Origin of the sequence: Paraburkholderia aspalathi (assembly GCF_905220735.1) — a bacterium.
Lineage (GTDB): Bacteria > Pseudomonadota > Gammaproteobacteria > Burkholderiales > Burkholderiaceae > Paraburkholderia > Paraburkholderia aspalathi.
Map to the genome: position 1 here is coordinate 941,778 of NZ_CAJNBA010000001.1, position 16,626 is coordinate 958,403.

The 16,626-nt window shown below is 60.9% G+C and carries 16 protein-coding genes; 6 read left to right on the forward strand and 10 right to left on the reverse strand.

The genetic code is table 11. From position 1 onward, the window contains the following. Positions 1-44 precede the first annotated feature (44 nt). From KHO30_RS04135 to msuE, 8 genes are read right to left on the reverse strand one after another with little or no spacing between them, the layout of a single operon-like run. Positions 45-839, reverse strand: a complete 795-nt coding sequence (locus KHO30_RS04135) for an ABC transporter ATP-binding protein (protein ID WP_200650763.1) — start codon at positions 837-839, stop codon at positions 45-47. Between the two features lie 2 nt (positions 840-841). Further along, positions 842-2,203 (reverse strand): ABC transporter substrate-binding protein, encoded by a 1,362-nt coding sequence (locus tag KHO30_RS04140; RefSeq protein ID WP_211700128.1) that lies wholly within the window; start codon positions 2,201-2,203, stop codon positions 842-844. Positions 2,204-2,261: 58 nt separating this feature from the next. Continuing rightward, positions 2,262-3,329 (reverse strand): branched-chain amino acid ABC transporter permease, encoded by a 1,068-nt coding sequence (locus KHO30_RS04145; protein WP_211700129.1) that lies wholly within the window; start codon positions 3,327-3,329, stop codon positions 2,262-2,264. Between the two features lie 8 nt (positions 3,330-3,337). Next, positions 3,338-4,219, reverse strand: coding sequence for a branched-chain amino acid ABC transporter permease (locus tag KHO30_RS04150; protein ID WP_054033662.1), 882 nt, complete (start codon positions 4,217-4,219; stop codon positions 3,338-3,340). Between the two features lie 13 nt (positions 4,220-4,232). Continuing rightward, positions 4,233-5,012: an ABC transporter ATP-binding protein gene (locus KHO30_RS04155; protein WP_211700130.1), complete on the reverse strand. Its 780-nt coding sequence runs from the start codon at positions 5,010-5,012 to the stop codon at positions 4,233-4,235. Positions 5,013-5,030: 18 nt separating this feature from the next. Beyond that, positions 5,031-6,182: an AMP-binding protein gene (locus tag KHO30_RS04160; RefSeq protein ID WP_211700131.1), complete on the reverse strand. Its 1,152-nt coding sequence runs from the start codon at positions 6,180-6,182 to the stop codon at positions 5,031-5,033. 2 nt (positions 6,183-6,184) lie between these two features. After that, a complete protein-coding gene (gene sfnG, locus KHO30_RS04165; RefSeq protein WP_211700132.1) occupies positions 6,185-7,288 on the reverse strand; it encodes a dimethylsulfone monooxygenase SfnG in 1,104 nt (367 codons plus the stop codon). A 28-nt stretch (positions 7,289-7,316) separates the two neighbouring features. Then, on the reverse strand, positions 7,317-7,898 hold the full coding sequence (gene msuE, locus KHO30_RS04170; RefSeq protein WP_211700133.1) for an FMN reductase: 582 nt from the start codon (positions 7,896-7,898) through the stop codon (positions 7,317-7,319). A 512-nt stretch (positions 7,899-8,410) separates the two neighbouring features. Here msuE and KHO30_RS04175 point away from each other — a divergent pair. Together KHO30_RS04175 and KHO30_RS04180 are read left to right on the forward strand one after the other, a co-directional pair. Next, entirely contained in the window at positions 8,411-9,640 is a 1,230-nt protein-coding gene (locus KHO30_RS04175) for an acyl-CoA dehydrogenase family protein (RefSeq protein ID WP_211700972.1), read from the forward strand. Continuing rightward, entirely contained in the window at positions 9,637-10,752 is a 1,116-nt protein-coding gene (locus KHO30_RS04180; RefSeq protein WP_093637008.1) for a sigma-54 interaction domain-containing protein, read from the forward strand. Before KHO30_RS04175 ends, KHO30_RS04180 begins: the two co-directional genes overlap by 4 nt. Before the next feature lie 78 nt (positions 10,753-10,830). On the opposite strand, the gene KHO30_RS04185 is transcribed toward KHO30_RS04180, so the two are convergent. Then, positions 10,831-12,075 carry an acyl-CoA dehydrogenase family protein gene (locus KHO30_RS04185; RefSeq protein WP_211700134.1) on the reverse strand — a complete coding sequence of 415 codons (1,245 nt, stop codon included), beginning with the start codon at positions 12,073-12,075 and terminating at the stop codon, positions 10,831-10,833. Positions 12,076-12,344: 269 nt separating this feature from the next. Between KHO30_RS04185 and KHO30_RS04190 the strand changes: the two genes are divergently transcribed. Further along, positions 12,345-12,764 carry a hypothetical protein gene (locus tag KHO30_RS04190; RefSeq protein ID WP_211700135.1) on the forward strand — a complete coding sequence of 140 codons (420 nt, stop codon included), beginning with the start codon at positions 12,345-12,347 and terminating at the stop codon, positions 12,762-12,764. A gap of 128 nt (positions 12,765-12,892) precedes the next feature. Here the strand turns inward: KHO30_RS04190 and KHO30_RS04195 are convergent, their stop codons facing one another. Continuing rightward, a complete protein-coding gene (locus KHO30_RS04195; protein WP_200650773.1) occupies positions 12,893-13,060 on the reverse strand; it encodes a hypothetical protein in 168 nt (55 codons plus the stop codon). 64 nt (positions 13,061-13,124) lie between these two features. Here KHO30_RS04195 and KHO30_RS04200 point away from each other — a divergent pair, with 64 nt between their 5' ends. The 3 genes from KHO30_RS04200 to bla all read left to right on the forward strand — a co-directional run bounded on the left by KHO30_RS04200 (position 13,125) and on the right by bla (position 16,599). After that, the gene (locus KHO30_RS04200; RefSeq protein WP_211700136.1) at positions 13,125-15,239 is read left to right on the forward strand and encodes a phosphocholine-specific phospholipase C; all 2,115 of its coding nucleotides are present in this window, start codon (positions 13,125-13,127) and stop codon (positions 15,237-15,239) included. Positions 15,240-15,370: 131 nt separating this feature from the next. Next, positions 15,371-15,595 (forward strand): hypothetical protein, encoded by a 225-nt coding sequence (locus tag KHO30_RS04205; protein ID WP_093637023.1) that lies wholly within the window; start codon positions 15,371-15,373, stop codon positions 15,593-15,595. Between the two features lie 131 nt (positions 15,596-15,726). Next, on the forward strand, positions 15,727-16,599 hold the full coding sequence (bla, locus tag KHO30_RS04210) for a class A beta-lactamase (RefSeq protein WP_200620658.1): 873 nt from the start codon (positions 15,727-15,729) through the stop codon (positions 16,597-16,599). Positions 16,600-16,626 lie beyond the last annotated feature (27 nt).

Genomic DNA, 16,626 nt, shown 5'->3' on the forward strand with positions numbered 1-16,626 from the left:
TATCGACCGGCATGATATTAGTTTCCGCGGCGTTGGCCGACCAGTCACAGGACAGAGTGGCGCGACCCTCTGCGCGTGCCGCTCGTGGCGGATTGGCCACGTCCAAGATAGGCGTCGCGCAACGTATCCAGTTCCAGCAACGCCTCTGCCGTCCCATGCGCAACCACGCGGCCGCCTTCGAGCACATACCCGGACTGCGCATACTGCAGCGCGATCGCTGCATTCTGCTCTGCCAGCAGGAAGCTGACGCCGTCGTCGCGATTGAGTGCTGCCACCGTCTCGAAGATCTCTTCGACGACTTGCGGGGCGAGCCCCATCGACGGTTCGTCGAGCAACACCAGGGAAGGCCGCGCCATCAACGCGCGGCCGATCGCGACCATCTGCTGTTCGCCGCCGGACGTATAGCCTGCAAGCGCCTTACGACGCTCCTTGAGTCGCGGGAAGGTGCCGTAGATACGTTCGAGATCCACCTCGAGATCAGCGCGGGCAGGTCGTCGCACGAACGCGCCGAGCCGAAGATTCTCCTCCACGGACAAATGCGCAAAGCAGCGCCGTCCCTCCAGCACCTGAACGAGGCCGCGTTCGGCGAGCGTCCACGGGTCCGCATCGGTAATCGCATCGCCGCGATACGCGATGCGGCCCGACGTGAGCTCGCCCCGTTCCGCGCGAATCAGGCTCGAGATGGCCTTCAGCGTGGTCGTTTTCCCCGCGCCATTGCCGCCCAGCAAGGCGACGATGGCGCCGGACGGCACGGTCAGCGAAACGCCGCGCAATGCCGGAATGAGCTGGCTGTAGGTCACGGCGATGTCATCGACCTGCAGGATCGGGGCGGCGCTCATGCTCAGAGGTCCTTGCTGCAATCGCGCGGCGTAATGCCCTTTTCCTTGGCATACGCGTTCGCCGATTTCTCGATGATCGGGCGCAACAGTGCACGATCGGCCTGAACCCAGCCGCTAATCACCTTCCATTGCTGACCGTCCCATTGCTGGAAGCGGACGGCGCCGCCGCCTTCGTGATCGGAGCATGAGAGCTTCAGCGGTTGAACCAGGCCGTACGCACCCAACTGCTTCAGACGCGCGTCGTCGAGATTCAAGTGCTCAAACCCCCAGCGCACCTGTTCGCCCGTAAGCGGTTTGTCGCCGAACCTGGCCTGAGCCACGCGCAACGCTTCGACGTTGAGAATGCCGTTGACGACGCCCAGGTTGTAATACACCGTACCGAAGCGCGCCGGGTCCTTCAAGTTGCCGTTGCCGGGTTTGATCACATATTGATTGATCGCCTGAAGTACCGGAAAGTCGGTTCCGGAGGGATGCGTGGTAATCGAAATGAAGCCCTTCGCGGCGTCGCCTGCCGGACGGGCATCTTCTTCCGAATTACTCCAGATGTTGCCGATGATGTGGTTCGCCGGGAAGCCGACCTTCTGCGCCGACTTCAACGCGACCGGATTCATCACGCCCCAGCCGCGCAGAATCACCCAGTCCGGATTGATCCGGTGGATGGTGAGCCACTGCGAACCCTGCTCGTTACCCGGATGCGGGACTTCGATCTGCGTGAGTTCAAAGCCGTACTTCTTGGAGAGCGCATCGAGCACGGGAATCGTCTCGCGGCCATAAGGAGAACCATGGTAAAGCACCACGATCTTCTTGCCCTTCAGCTGATTCAGCCCGCCTGACTGCTGGCCGATGTAATTAACGATCGCCGAGACTTCGCTATATGGGTTGAGTTGAAGCGGAAACACGTACGGAAATACAGCGCCGTCCGTGGAATCCGTGCGGCCGTGATTGATCGTGACCAGCGCGATCTTGTCGACGGTCGAACGATCGAGCGTCGCATAGGCGATTCCGACCGAGAGCGGATTGGTCGCTGCGGCCGGGGCGCCGTTCAGGCCGCTCTTGAGCCGCTCGTAGCACTCCACGCCTTTTTCCACGACGTATTCGGTTTCGCATTCGCTCCACGTCAGCTTGACCCCATTGACGCCGCCATCACGCTTGTTAATGAGGTTCATATAGTCGATAAAGCCGCCGAAGAAGCCACTGCCGCCCGCCGCATACGGCCCGACGCGGTAGCTTTGCAGCGGGAAGTATTCTTCGCCCGCGGCCTGAGCGGTGGGCGCAAACGCGGTGCTAAGGGCAAGCATCAGGCTCGCGGCAGCGGCGACGCGCGAGACTGTCCCGCGCCTTTTGAAGGAGTCGATGAAATTCATACTGGATAGACCTTGAATGGATAAACGATGGATTAACGAGCGATGCGTGAAAACGAAGTCATGGGCGCAACGGCCAGTCACGCAGACGATTCCGCGCGGTCTGAACCAGTCTTGCGAGTCCGTCCGGTTCCTTGATGAGAAAAACGATGATCAGCGTGCCGAAGAGGATCTTCTGCAGGTTCTGCAACTGACCGGCTTCAATGCCGATGGTGGCTAGTGCGCCTGCGGCATTGGAGAGAAGAATGGGCAGCAACACGATGAAGGCCGCCCCGAGAAAATTGCCACCGATGCTCCCCATGCCGCCAATGATGATGATGAACAGCACCTGAAACGACAGATTGAGATCGAAGCCGTGCGGCTCGACCGTACCCAGATAGGCAAATGCCCACAACGCGCCGGCAATGCCGATCACAAATGAACTCAGCGCGAAGGCGAGCAACTTGGTGCGGCCGGTCGGGATGCCGATCACGCGTGCGGCCGTGTCCATATCGCGCACGGCCATCCAGCGTCGGCCGAGTTCGCTGCGCACGAGGCGGGTCGCAAGAATGAACAGGACGGTGGTGACGCCGAGTACGAGCAGATAGCGTGCGGCCGGCGTGTCGATTTTCCAGCCGTATGCCGTGAGGCGTGGCGCGCTGAGTACGCCCGAGGTGTCGTTGTTGGAAAACCAGCTGACTCGCGTGAAGATCCATTCGACAAAGAACTGCGCAGCCAGCGTGGAGACGATCAGGTAGAAGCCTTTGATACGCAGACTCGGCAAACCGAACACCGCGCCCACGGCGGCAGTGATCAATCCCCCGAGAAGTAGGTCGACGACCAGCGGCAACCCCGGCATCCGCACCATGAGGTTGTAGGTGGCATAGGCGCCGACCGACATGAACGCCGCGGAGCCGAGCGAGAGCTGGCCCGCGTAGCCCGTAACCAGGTTCAGCCCGAGTCCCGCGAGCGATAGCACGAGGAACGGAATCAGAATGGCATTGAGCCAGTAGTCGTTGCCGAGTATCGGCACGGCGACGAACGCAATCAGCGCGAGAATCGCCGCGAACCATAGCTTCAGCCCCGGCAATTGCACCGGGTACGGTTTGATCCGACGCAGCGTGTTCTGCGTGGTGTGAAGAGATGACATAGCGGGCCTCACACGCGTTCAACGGCGGGTTCGCCGAACAGACCGACTGGCCGCGCGAGCAGGAATAGCATCGCGAGCAGATAGGGAAACCAGTTTTCGATCCCGCCACCGAGCAGGCTGCCGACATAGACTTCGGCAAGCTTTTCCGACGCGCCAATCAGCAGGCCGCCGACAATCGCCCCGCCGATCGACGAAAACCCGCCGATGATCAGCACCGGCAGCGCCTTCAGCACCACCAGCGAGAGCGAGAACTGCACACCGAGCCGAGCGCCCCACAGGAGCCCCGCCACGAGGCTGACAAAGCCGGCGAGAGCCCATACGATCGCCCACACGCGCGGCAGCCGTATGCCGATAGCGAGCGCGGCGAGCGGATCGTCGGCGACTGCGCGCAGCGACAGCCCGAGCCGCGTGCGCTGGGTCAGAAGCGACAGGCCGATCACCAGCACGCCGGCGGTCGCTGCGGCAAAGACGTCGAACTGGCTGATCATGACGCCGGCCACGTTCAGCGGTTTGTCGTCGATGCCGAGGTCCAGACCGTGCACCTGGGCGCCCCAGAATAGTTGCGCGGCGCCTTCGAGAATGAAGCTCAAGCCGAGCGTCGCCATGAACAGAACAATGGGCGGCCGATTCACCAGCGGTCGCAAAACGAGCCGGCCGATCAGCAACGCAATCAGCACCAGGGCCGCTAACGTGATCGCAAATGCCAGCACGGGGTGCACGTGCCGCTCGACGAGGCTCACGTACGTAAGCGCACCGAACAGCACCATCGAACCCTGCGCGAAATTGAACACGCCGGACGCTTTGTAGATCAGCACGAAGCCGATCGCGACCATCGAATACATCACGCCCGCCAGCAGTCCGCCGACGAGTACTTCGAGGAAAAATCCCATGTCGTTCAATCTCTCAGTGACGAGTGCCGAGATACGCGGCCAGTACGTCCGGGTTGGTGCGCACGTCGGCGGGGGCGCCGTCGGCGATCTTCTTGCCGTAATCGAGCACCACCACGTGATCCGACAGGTCCATCACTACGCCGATGTCGTGCTCGATCAGCACGACAGTCACGCCGAATTGCGTGTTGGCGTCGAGTACATAACCGGCCATTGCACGTTTTTCGTCTGCATTCATGCCGGCCATCGGTTCGTCGAGCAGTAAGAGACGTGGCTCGGCGGCGAGCGCGCGGGCCAGTTCGACACGCTTTTGCACGCCGTACGGCAGGGTGCCGACGGTGGTATGCCGGTAGCGCTGCAAGTCAAGCGCTTCGATAACGACTTCGGCGTAGCGGCGTTGCACTGTCTCATCGCGGCGCGCGCGGCCAATGCTCAAAGTCTGTTCAAGCCACGTGCTGCGCCGATGCAGATTGCGGCCAGTGAGCACGTTGTCCAGCACGCTCATCCGCCGAAACAGCGCGATGTTCTGAAATGTGCGGGCTATGCCGCTGTGTGCTGCGTGATACGGATTCATGCGTCGATAGACACGGCCATCGAAATTAACGTTGCCTTGCTGCGGTTGATAGACGCCGTTGATCACGTTGAGTAGCGAGCTTTTCCCCGCACCGTTCGGGCCGATCAGCGCGCAGATTTCACCCGTGTGCACGGCGAAGCTGATATCGGTGACCGCTTTCACGCCCTTGAATGACAGCGAGATATGGTCGAGCGAGAGCAGAGCGTTTGAGGATGAAGTCATTGGACGTTGAGTCATGCTTCAATAGGCCGGCTGTTCTGATGCGCCGTCTGTCGCATAGTGCTGCGGCGCCACGGCCTGACGTTTAGGTTCGACACGCCGCCAGTCGCCGGTATCGGGCCAGGCGCGTACATCGACGCGTATTGCTTCGAACAATGCAGCGGTTTTTTCGTCGAGCGGCGGCCCGATGACGAGCGCGGCATGCGTGCGTGAAAAACCGATCACTTCGCGTAACGGACGGGTGATGAGCCACCAGGTCAACGCACGAGCAAGTGGGCCGCCCTGTTTGCGCTGCGCACGGTTGATCAGACGGCGCCGCCATGAGCGTGCACCGGGCAAACGGTCATCGACGAGCTGTGCCACCCGGGCGTAGGTTTCGCGTGTGCCTGCTACGAGGGTGGGCGCGAGTTCGCGGCGGTCGTTGTCGCGGGTCGCGAGCGACTCCGGAAAATTCAGGCGAAAGCCGCTCAGTACCCACGGCGCGATCAGGTAACGCGCCTGGGATGCGGCGGCGAATGCGCGTGCTGCAAACGCTTCGTCGCTCGCGTTCAGTTTCTCGGCGGCGACGAGTTGCTGTGCTTCACGCACCAGCGTCGCATGCGGGAAACGCTGTTCGACGAGCTGCCCATCGGCATCGAGGCGCACGAAGGCGAATGCGTCGTCATGGGGGCGAGCAGCAGAGGCAAAGCCGTTCTCGTTGTGGACCGACAACGACAACGCTCGATAGTCAGTCACCGCGGCATGCGGATGCGACGCCAGATTGCGTGGGTTGGCATCGATCACGCGCAAACCTTCATGCGTCAGCAGGCGATCGATCTGGCTGTCGTCTTCGGCGAACACGAAGCGCGGCGCGATATGCGTGAGCACTGAGCGCAACGCGTCGTCGGTGAGTTGCGGGTCGAGCGGTATCGCGACGCCACCGTTCCATTGTGCGGCCAGCGACAGTAGCAGCGCCTCCTCGCGCGGATGGCTGACGAGCAGCAGCGCGTCACCCGCCGCGAAGCCTTGCTGCGCGAGACCGGCGGCCAGCTGCTCGACCGCCGTGGCGACGTCTTGCCACGACAACGCGTGCCACGTGCCCAGCCGCTTGTGCCGCAATGCGATAGCGTGCGGCCGTTGCTGCGCCTGATGGCGCAGCCAGTGCGGCAGCGTCGACGGCTGTGCGTTTGTCATGATCAGGCGGCCTTGGCCTGCTGCTTGAGTTCGAGCTCACGCACCAACGGCAGGACCCGCTTGCCGAAATACTCCACCTCTTCGATGAAATGGAGAAAACCGGTCAGCACGAGGTCCACGCCGATCGATTTCAGTTCGACGATGCGCTCGGCAATCTGCTGCGGGGTACCGATGAGATTGGTGCGGAAGCCGTCGTTGTATTGCACGAGGTCTTCGAAGCTCGACTTGGCCCAGTTGCCTTCGCCTTCCGGCGAAGCCTTGCCGGCCTGTTTGACGGTGTCGCCGAACGCATGCACGGCTTCGACGTGCGCGTGTTTGATGATGTCGGCGAGCACGGCCTTGGCTTCTTCTTCGGTATCGCGGGCGATCACGAAGGCATTCACGCCGATGCGCACCTTGTGATTGTTTTTTGCTGCCTTGGTCTGAATATCGTCGATCTGTGCCTTCAGGTTCTCCGGCGTGTTGCCGTTGGTGAAATACCAATCGGAAACGCTCGCAGCGTTGTCGCGTGCGGCGCGTGAACTGCCGCCCTGGAAGATCTCCGGATGCGGCTTCTGCACGGGCTTGGGGCTCAGCGTGTAATTGTTGAAGCGGTAGAAGTCACCCTTGAAGGTGAAATTGTCCTGTGTCCAGATGCCCTTGAGTGCCTCGATGAATTCGTGCGAGCGGCGATAGCGTTCGTCGTGTTCGAGCCACGGTTCGCCGAGCGCGGTGAATTCACCCTTGAACCAGCCACTCACCACGTTGATCCCAATACGGCCGTTGGAAATATGGTCGATGGTGGCAATCTGTTTGGCGACAACGGCGGGGTGCCACGGACCTGGCAGAATCGCCGCCAGCACCTTGAGTTTGGTTGTGGCGTGCAACAGGGCCTGACTGAACGACACTGACTCATGCTGATATTCCGCACCGTATCCGGCGGTAAAGCGGATCTGGCTCAGCGCGTATTCGAAACCCGCCTTCTCCGCGGTGAGTGCGAGTTTCTGGTTGTACTCGAGACTCCAGTCCGTGCGCTGCTCGATTGTGCTGACAACCAAACCGCCGCTGACATTGGGCACCCAGTAGGCGAACTTGACGGCGTCGTCGTGAGAATGGTTCTGGCTCATGGTATTCCTGATGATTGAATGAAGAGACTTAGGCAGCCAGCGTTGCGGCTTGCGGGAAAGAAGCGGGGAGGCGTCCGGCATGCAACCATGGCAGCGCGCGTGTCACCGCGAGGGCAGCGCGTTCTTCCAGTGCCGGATTAGAGATTGCATAGCCGTTGAAATCCGCTTCAGACGCATACACGCCGATCGGTAACGTGCGAGTCTGAAAGAAGCTGAACAGCGGACGCAATTGATGATCGATGACGAGCGCGTGGCGATCGCTGCCGCCCGTTGCGGCGAGCAGAACCGGCACGTCGACCAGTGCCTCGTGATGCACGAGATCGAACAGATGCTTGAAGAGTCCCGTATACGATCCGCGATACACCGGGCTCGCAACGATCAGCAGGTCCGCCGATTCAATGGCCTCGATCTGCGCGGCCACGTCGGCAGGGACCTGCGAGCGCTGAACCGCACCGGCTAGGCTGGAGGCGATCTGCCCCAGTTCGACGAGATGCGTGTCGATCGGCAGCGCGTCGCCGAGCGCGGCAAGCAGGCGTTCGACCACCACGAGGGTGCGCGACGGCCGTTGCAATCCACCGGAAACGGCGACTACTTTCAATCTCTTACTCATTCGAACGATCCTTTCAGGCGAAAGAAAATTAATCGGGAGTGCCGCTTATTTAGCGAATACCGTGCCATCCGGCTTCGCGTGACAAGACGGGGCGAGGACGAATGTGCGAGCCAACGCCGATCGCGCGCCAAGTCAAATGGCATAACCGTTTGCGGTTTTTGCTGCCGCGCATATCGCGGTGGCATGGAACCATTGCAGGCTGACGTATGAAGCTGGCGAAGCAAGATGGCCTCGGCGCTGCTGCTGGAGAAGCAGCGCCGGGTGCCGGAGAGGGACGCGAGGGCTTTCAGTATTCCAACAGGCCTGCTGCCTGGGAGGCAGTGTGTGAGGGCAGTGCTGGTGCAGAGGCAGCATCCATACCGATGCTGCTGCGTAAGCAGCAATTCGACTTTGGATACCACAACAAAATGCATCGGAAGTCGCGGTAGATGGTCAGAATACGCTTCTGAGGGAGCAACCCTGATCGGTGCCGTTCAACGCCCGCACGTGGCGGAGTGAGTGTCCTTGCCCATATGAATTCGACCTACGTACTGCCGGACGCGCCGGCTTGCCTGCTACCGAGCGCGGAGACAGCATCGGTCAGTGAAACGCCGCTGCAGATCGCGCAGCGGCTCGCAACCCTATTTGCGCTAACCGCCGCCGAACGCGACGCGCGAGGCGGGACGCCGAAAGCGGAGCGGGACGCGTTGCGCGCCAGTGGTCTTCTGGCGATGAGCATTCCGGAGGCGCACGGCGGTCTCGGGGCGAACTGGCGGCAGACGCTGGATGTCGTGCGCACGCTTGGCCGGGCCGACAGTTCCCTCGGACATGTATTCGGCTTCCATCATCTGATGCTGGCGACGGTGCGGCTGTTTGGTTCGTCGGCGCAGTGGCGTGCCTGGTTCGAGCAGACTGCCCGCCGTCAATGGTTCTGGGGCAATGCGTTAAACCCGCTCGATGAACGGGCTGTGAGCCACTCGCACGCGGATTGGCGCGAGTTCAGCGGGCAGAAGAGCTTCTGTTCCGGCGCGCTCGATTCCGAAATGCTGATCGCGTCTGCGCGAGACGCCGATACGGGGGCGTTGCTAATCGCGGCAGTACCCACCGGGCGCACGGGCATCTCCGTCGCGGAAGATTGGAACAACATCGGCCAGCGACAGACGGACAGCGGCACGGTGACGCTGGAAAAGGTGCGGGTGGAGAACCACGAGATTCTGACCGACCCGGGGCCGCTGTCGACGCCTTTTGCGTGCCTGCGGCCCTTGCTCGCTCAGCTGATCTTGACGAATGTGTACCTCAGCATCGGCGAAAGTGCGTTCAACGACGCCCGTCATTACACGCTTCATGAGGCGCGTCCGTGGCATACGTCCGGTGTGCAAACCACCGCGGCGGATCCTTATATCCTGGGCCAGTATGGCGAGTTCTGGGCGGGCCTCGAGGCTGCACGGCTGTTGACCGACCGCGCGGCCGATCGTTTCGATGCGGCATGGATTCGAGCGGACGCGCTGACCGACGCCGAGCGCGGCGACGTGGCGTTAGCGGTTGCAACGGCCAAAGTTGCGGCCACAGAAATCGGGCTCACCATCTGTACCCGTATGTTTGACGTGGCCGGCGCGCGTGCGACGCATGGCGCGTTGAGGCTAGACCGTCACTGGCGAAATTTGCGCACGCATACGCTTCACGATCCGCTTGCCTATAAGCTTCGAGAAATCGGCGAATGGGCTCTGACGCAACGATATCCGACGCCGAGCTTCTACTCATGAACTATTCACTCCATCACGTGTTACCGGACCGGCCTGCCGTCGCGCGAACGGAAGTGCCGCCTTTGTTGACGATGCCCGACAAGCGCACGCTGACCACCTCGATTCGTGCAACCGCGCAGGTCTTCTCGGACCCGCAATCGCTGGCCTTGCTCGAACGTATTCGCATGGTGGCGCCGAGCGACGCTAACGTGCTCGTGATCGGCGAGACAGGGACGGGTAAGGAACTGGTCGCGCGTCATGTGCATAACCTGAGTGCTCGCAAGGACGGCCCGTTTGTGGCGGTCAATTGCGGGGCGTTCTCCGAGTCGCTGGTGGAGAGCGAGTTATTCGGGCACGAGAAGGGCGCGTTTACCGGCGCGTTCTGCGCCAAGCCTGGCTGGTTCGAAGCGGCCAATGGCGGGACGCTGTTTCTCGACGAGATAGGCGATCTGCCGCTATCGATGCAGGTCAAGCTGCTGCGCGTATTGCAGGAACGCGAGATCGTGCGGCTCGGCTCGCGCCGGAGCATTCCGATCGACGTGCGCGTGCTGGCGGCTACCAATGTGCATCTGCAGGATGCGGTGGCGGCAGGCCATTTCCGCGAGGACCTGTTTTATCGCCTGAATGTCGTGCATCTGGCTGTGCCGACGTTGCGCGATCGGCCCGGCGATATATTGCCGCTGGCCCGCTACTTCATTGAAGAGTACCGGAACCGGCTGGGCTACGGTCCCGTCGACATCGAGCCGCGCGCGGAGCGAAAGCTGCTGGAACATAGTTGGCCCGGCAATATCCGCGAGCTTGAGAACGTCATTCACTACGCGTTGCTGGTGTGCCGTAGCGATTCGTTAGGCGAGGGCGATCTGCAGATGTCGTCGTTCGGGATTCACGCCGCGCGACGGGCGGCTGCCGAACCTGTAGCGTCCACACCGTTGGAAGGGCTCGAAGGGGCGCTGCGTCATCTGTTCGATCACGCCGAAGGCAACCTGTTCGAGCAGATCGAAGACACGGTGATGCGCGTGGCGTTCGACTTCTGCTACCGGAATCAGATTCAGGCGGCGAGGCTGCTGGGCATTAGTCGCAATGTGTTGCGGGCGCGTTTGATTCGGGCGAAGCAGATTTCCGCGCAGAAGTAGGCTCATTTGCGTTGCATGCCTTTGGAGGTTGAAGCGGACCGGCCGCGAGACCGGTCCACATGCCGCTGCGGTAGCCGACTATGCCGCAGTTCTGCTATTGCCAATCTGCCAGACGAAGGGCGGCTCCTTGCCGTTGATTTCCCAATCTCCCACAATTCGCTCCTTATAGATCAGCGGATTGTGTGACGCAGCGGTCCGCGCGTTTCGCCAGTGGCGGTCCAATAGTTTGTTTTCGCTAGTGCCCGAAGCACCGAGTGCATTGAAAAGGTCCGTGGTCGCCTGCAAAATCAAACTGGCCACGGCGACCTGGGCTTTTGCCGATTCGATTTCGGCCGCCACGTTCGCCGCATGTTCAGCATCACGGTCCGCACCGAAGCGCGTTTCGTATGCTCTTTGTGACGGCTCCGCGGCTCGCACAGCAGCCGCTTCTGCTGCATACACGCGTGCCGCGATTTGCCCCACCACCTGCTGCACCTGGGCGTCTTCGCTGACGCGTGGCGCGTTTCCATGGCTGTAAACACGGGTGCGTTTGCGTACCTCATGCGAGATGTCGCGCAAGGCGGCGCGCCCCGTACCTGCAATTACGGCGATCAGCACGAGCTGATAGAACGCAGTCTGATATTTGAAGCGCGTGGCGAAGTCGATGATGTTCTCTTCTTCGACCACGGCATTTTCGAATACGGACGTCCCGCTTCCAGTGGTGCGCTGACCGAAGCCATCCCAGTCGTCGCTTTGTTTGACGCCTGACTGATGCGTGCTCACTGCTGCGATGACGTCGGCGCCGTTATCGTCGCGCTGCGCATAGACGTCGATCCAGTCGGCAAAAATGCTGCCTGTGCTGTAGTACTTGGTTCCGTTGACGACCCACTGGTTGCCGTGGCGCGAGACACGCGTGATCACGTCGCCGATCTTGACCGCACCGACTTCGGTCCACGCGTTACCGACGATCTCACCCGCCACGAAGCGTTGCAGCCATTTATCCTGTGCGGCGCCGGGTGCTGCGTTAATTCTGTCTTCGACGAAGGCGAAATGGCCGCGCAACGCTTGCGGCAAACTCGAATCGGCCTCGGCCAGTTCGATCAGAAGCTGCACGAGTTGCGGAAGCGACGCGCCGGCGCCGCCGTGTTCGCGCGGCACTCTGACTGAGCCGAACCCCGCTTCCTTCAACCAGACAATCTGCTCGTACGGTAGCGCACGAGTACGTTCGCGTTCGAGCGCGCCTTCCGCGATCCGGTTGAAGATCGGCCTGAACCTGGCAGCCAACTGTTCGTAGTCTGTGCCGTACGAAAGCGGGCGTTTTTCACGCGGGTTTTGTGATGTCATGCGCTTGCTCTTAAGTCGATTGGTGGAGTAAGGCAGAGCGATTGCGCTCTTGACCATATGGACTACAAAGCACGAGCTATGCCATCGAGGCGGGCGTCCTGCCTTGCCCCTCGATAGACGATATCGGAGTTTCAGGCTGCTGGATTGCGAGCAGTGTGCTGATGGGCTGCTTGTCTGACAGCAGTTTGGACCGGATACCTTGGATCACGGCCATGCTACCTTCTTAAATGTCCACGAGCGCGCGCTCATGATTCGATACCGAGGTCCATATGGAACCCACCTGGCAATTCCAGCTAAGAATCACCGTCTCACCCGAACTTGCAAACGATCTGCGCACAGACCCGGCCGGTGCCTCGCATGCTGCGCTTCGCAATGTGCTGGGCAAGCACAACGCGACTTTGAAATGTCAATTCGACGCTTTCGCAGACTACGTGAATGAAGCGGAAAAGCAGGGCTTGGAAAACTATCCGCTTTATCAATGGACTCGGCAGACAATTGAGAATCCGGAGAAGAAAGCGAAGTACTTGCAATCGTTCACTGTCTACGTGAATGGCGAAGAGATATACGGCAAGGAAATCACCGACGTGTTGCAAGCTGAATTGACTGCACTCATCAGTGACGATGGCATTAATAGCGTCGCGCGGTTCGATACCAATCCAGCGAATAACCCGCAGCCGCCCAAGCGCTAGCGGTTACACGGCGGTTACACGTAGTCCATCTGCTTTCCAGCACGACACTCGCGTGTAATAAATCGAAACTATTGTCTCGGCACCGCTTGCGCCAGAGCGCGGCGGTTGCCGACGCGCGATCGCGTCCGTCAGTCATTCATTTCCACGGAGACCTCCATGCCGACGTCGGCATTCCGGCTTTTTGCGCTCATCTGTTCTGTTGCTGCGGCAGCGCTGCTTGGCGCATGCAGCGACGGCGTATCGTCCACGCCGGTCAAGGCAGCATGCGGCAACGCCACCGTTGTGAACGCCCGCATGAGCTGCCCTCCGGGCTTCGTCCCGCCCGCCTCCTGAGTCCAGAATTCAAATTAGGTCCATCGCATGGTCACCAAAACTCGTCGAGATTTTCTGAAGCTGTCCGCCGGACTGGCGGGCGCGACAGCCGCCACCACCCTGTTTCCCGAATCGATTCGCAAGGCGTTGGCGATCGAGCCGAGTTCGGTCACTGGCACGATCCAGGACGTGCAGCACATTGTCGTGTTCATGCAAGAGAACCGCTCGTTCGACCACTATCTCGGTCACCTGAGCGGCGTGCGCGGTTATAACGACCGTTTCCCCGTGACGCTGCCGAACGGCCAGCCCGTATGGTTCCAGCCGCGCCAGGAGGATCAGACGAAGGTGATTGCGCCGTTCCGCTACGACACGACCAATCCGAACGTCAACGCGCAATGTATCGGTGGTCTGCCGCATACGTGGGCCACCACGCACGGCGCGATCGACAGCGGCCGCGCCGACAAGTGGGCTGTGCAGAAAACCAATATGACGATGGGCTATCACGTGCGCGAGGACATTCCGTTCCACTACGCGCTCGCCGACGCCTTCACGGTGTGCGACAACTACTTCTGTTCGATTCCGGGTAACACGCATCCGAACCGCATGTATTTGATGACGGGGATGGTCGACCCGCTTGCCACGGGTGGCGGACCGCTACTCGACAACACCGACTACATCGACAACCAGTTCGATACCATCAAACTGCAGCCCTTCAACTGGACCACCTATCCCGAGCGGCTGGAAACGGCCGGCATCTCCTGGCAGATTTATCAGCAGGGCACCGGCTTCGATAATTTCACCGGCAACTACGGCACGAACATGCTGGCCTCGTTCCAGAACTTCGTGAATGCGCCGGCGGGTTCGTCGCTGCAAAACCGCGGGATGAGCACACGCACACTCACACAGTTGAAGGCCGACGTGCAGGCCGGCGCATTGCCGCAAGTGTCCTGGCTGTTGCCGCCCGCCGCGTATTCGGAGCATCCGAAATTCACGCCGCTCTATGGCGCCAACTACATCTCGACGATCCTCGACGCGCTGACGTCGAATCCCGACGTGTGGAGCAAGACCGTGCTGTTCATCATGTACGACGAGAACGACGGCTTCTTTGATCACGTGGTGCCACCGCAGGCGCCTACGGTGCCCGGCTCCGGCATGAGCACCGTGGATATCTCGCTCGAACGGCACAACGTCGTGACCGCGACGCAGGCCGGCACGTATACCGCGGACAATCTGCCATACGGCCTCGGGCCGCGCGTACCGATGACGGTCGTGTCGCCGTGGTCGAAGGGTGGTTTTGTCTGCTCGCAGGTGTTCGATCACACGTCGGTGCTGCAATTCATCGAAAAGCGTTTCGGCGTAGTCGAGACCAATATCTCGCCGTGGCGCCGTGCCGTTTGCGGCGACCTGACCACGGCGCTCGACTTTTCGAAATCGGATGCGGCCGTGCCGTCGCTGCCGAGCACGCAAACCTACGTCGCGCAGGCCGATCTGCAATGCGCGCGTTCCACGGCGCAGGCTGCGCCGGCCAGCACGGCTCAGCAGCTGGTGACGGCGCAGGAAGCGGGCACGCGGCCCGCGCGGGCGCTGCCGTACGAATTGCATGTGAACGGGAAGTTGCAGTCGCAAGGGTATGCGCTGACGTTTGCGAACACCGGCACGCAGGGCGCGCATTTCTGGGTGTACACGGGTGACCCGACCGCGATGCCGCGCCGCTATACCGTCGAGGCCGGCAAGCAATTGACCGATACGTGGGCACTCGACGCGAACGGTAGTTACCTGGTGAACGTCTATGGTCCGAACGGTTACTTCCGGCGCTTCGCCGGTTCGTCCGCTGCAGATGCTGCAGCCAAGCCGGATGTCGTGACCTGTTACGACGTGGCCAACGGCAACGTCTACGTGACAGTGTCCAATGCTGGGACCAAGTCACTCACGGTCACCGTAAGCGACGTCGTCTATGGACAGGCGCCGCGCACGTTGACCGTGCCTGCGGCAAGCAGTGTGGAGGCGCATTGGGACTTGTCATGCAGCAGTCAGTGGTATGACTTTCAATTGACGGTCGCAGGCAATGCGGGCTGGTTGCGGCGCATAGCAGGTCACGTGGAAACAGGCCACGCCAGCATCACCGATCCTGCTGCCACTGCGCCGGTGACGAAGGCGATTTAGGCGTACAGAGTGGACATTTCTTTCAATGTCATTTCGGGTCGGCGGCAAAGTGGTAAGTCAATTTTACATTTGGCGACAAGGCGCGAAGTTCGTGAGAGGATGGCATTTCACTTTTTCTCGCGGAGGGCGAAATGGGACTCTTGGACGAAGTAGGCAAGATCGCTGGTGCGGTAGCGGCCGTTGAAGCAGCAGAAAAAGTCGATCCGGACGCAGGTCTGCTAACGAAAGGCGTTGCAGCGATTGCAGGCTTTGAAGGCGCAGGTGCATTGGAGGGATTGGTCGAGAAAAAAGACGGCGAGAAGCAGGACGACGCCGACAACGCTCAGGCTGCAGACGGTACGAATCCTCAGACGTGATTTTTTCGCTGTGAGCGGGCCAGTTCTACTTAGGACTGGCCCGTTTTTTATGGTGAGCCGGGACGTGATATGCCTGGTCGTTGCCATCCGTCGTGTGCTTGTTGTGAGCGAATTGATTTGAGGACGACTCTTTGACCATCTCTGCGACACGCAGGAATCTGACGCTTGGGTTGCCGCTGCTCCTCGGCCTTCGCGTTACTCCCACACTGGCCGCAAACGCATCCCCATTAGCCGACATCGAACGCCGCAATGGCGGACGCCTTGGTGTGTTCGCTATCGATACCGGTTCGGGCCGAACCTTGGCGCATCGCGCTGACGAACGCTTTCTGATGTGCAGCACGTTTAAGGGACTGCTCGCCGCGCAGGTGCTATCGCGCGTGGATGCAGGCAAGGAGGATCTTGCCCGTCTGATGAAGTACACCGGGAAGGATCTGATCTTTACGTCGCCCGTGACGAAGGCACACGTTGCAGAAGGCGCGATGTCGGTGGGCGCACTGTGCCAGGCGATTGTTGAAGTGAGCGACAACACGGCGGCCGTGTTGTTGATGAGAAGCGCCGGTGGTCCCGCCGCTTTGACTCAATTCGTTCGCGGCCTCGGCGATACCGTGACGCGTTCCGATCGGTACGAACCCGAGTCGAACAAATACAGCGGTGTGCTCGATACCACTACGCCTCGTTCGATCACCAACTCGGCGAGCAAAATTCTCTTGGGAAATGTTCTGAGTCCCCAATCGCGTACGCAGCTGGAAAACTGGATGCTTGCCTGCAAGCCGGGTTTGAACCGGCTCCGCGCTGCGTTACCGCCGGACTGGATAGCGGGTGACAGGCCCGGAACCAGCGTCGAAGAAGAAACCAACGACTATGCGATCGTTCGCCCGCCCGGACGCGCGCCACTTTTGATCGCAGCCTATTACGATGCGCCCGCGCTTGACATGCCAGCTCGCGAGGCTGTCTTGCGGGAGGTCGGTACAGTGTTCGTGAAGTGGACAACGGATCGGGCATGACGCACGATGACCCGCGCAATCCGCGGA

Coding starts and splice junctions, on each gene's coding strand:
- KHO30_RS04190 (WP_211700135.1), top strand. CDS start 12,345: ATGGAACCCACCTGGCAATTCCAGCTAAGAATCACCGTCTCACCCGAA.
- KHO30_RS04180 (WP_093637008.1), top strand. CDS start 9,637: ATGAACTATTCACTCCATCACGTGTTACCGGACCGGCCTGCCGTCGCG.
- KHO30_RS04205 (WP_093637023.1), top strand. CDS start 15,371: ATGGGACTCTTGGACGAAGTAGGCAAGATCGCTGGTGCGGTAGCGGCC.
- sfnG (WP_211700132.1), bottom strand. CDS start 7,288: ATGAGCCAGAACCATTCTCACGACGACGCCGTCAAGTTCGCCTACTGG.
- KHO30_RS04135 (WP_200650763.1), bottom strand. CDS start 839: ATGAGCGCCGCCCCGATCCTGCAGGTCGATGACATCGCCGTGACCTAC.
- KHO30_RS04195 (WP_200650773.1), bottom strand. CDS start 13,060: ATGCGGGCGTTCACAACGGTGGCGTTGCCGCATGCTGCCTTGACCGGC.
- KHO30_RS04160 (WP_211700131.1), bottom strand. CDS start 6,182: ATGACAAACGCACAGCCGTCGACGCTGCCGCACTGGCTGCGCCATCAG.
- KHO30_RS04145 (WP_211700129.1), bottom strand. CDS start 3,329: ATGTCATCTCTTCACACCACGCAGAACACGCTGCGTCGGATCAAACCG.
- KHO30_RS04200 (WP_211700136.1), top strand. CDS start 13,125: ATGGTCACCAAAACTCGTCGAGATTTTCTGAAGCTGTCCGCCGGACTG.
- msuE (WP_211700133.1), bottom strand. CDS start 7,898: ATGAGTAAGAGATTGAAAGTAGTCGCCGTTTCCGGTGGATTGCAACGG.
- KHO30_RS04155 (WP_211700130.1), bottom strand. CDS start 5,012: ATGACTTCATCCTCAAACGCTCTGCTCTCGCTCGACCATATCTCGCTG.
- KHO30_RS04150 (WP_054033662.1), bottom strand. CDS start 4,219: ATGGGATTTTTCCTCGAAGTACTCGTCGGCGGACTGCTGGCGGGCGTG.
- KHO30_RS04175 (WP_211700972.1), top strand. CDS start 8,411: ATGAATTCGACCTACGTACTGCCGGACGCGCCGGCTTGCCTGCTACCG.
- KHO30_RS04185 (WP_211700134.1), bottom strand. CDS start 12,075: ATGACATCACAAAACCCGCGTGAAAAACGCCCGCTTTCGTACGGCACA.
- KHO30_RS04140 (WP_211700128.1), bottom strand. CDS start 2,203: ATGAATTTCATCGACTCCTTCAAAAGGCGCGGGACAGTCTCGCGCGTC.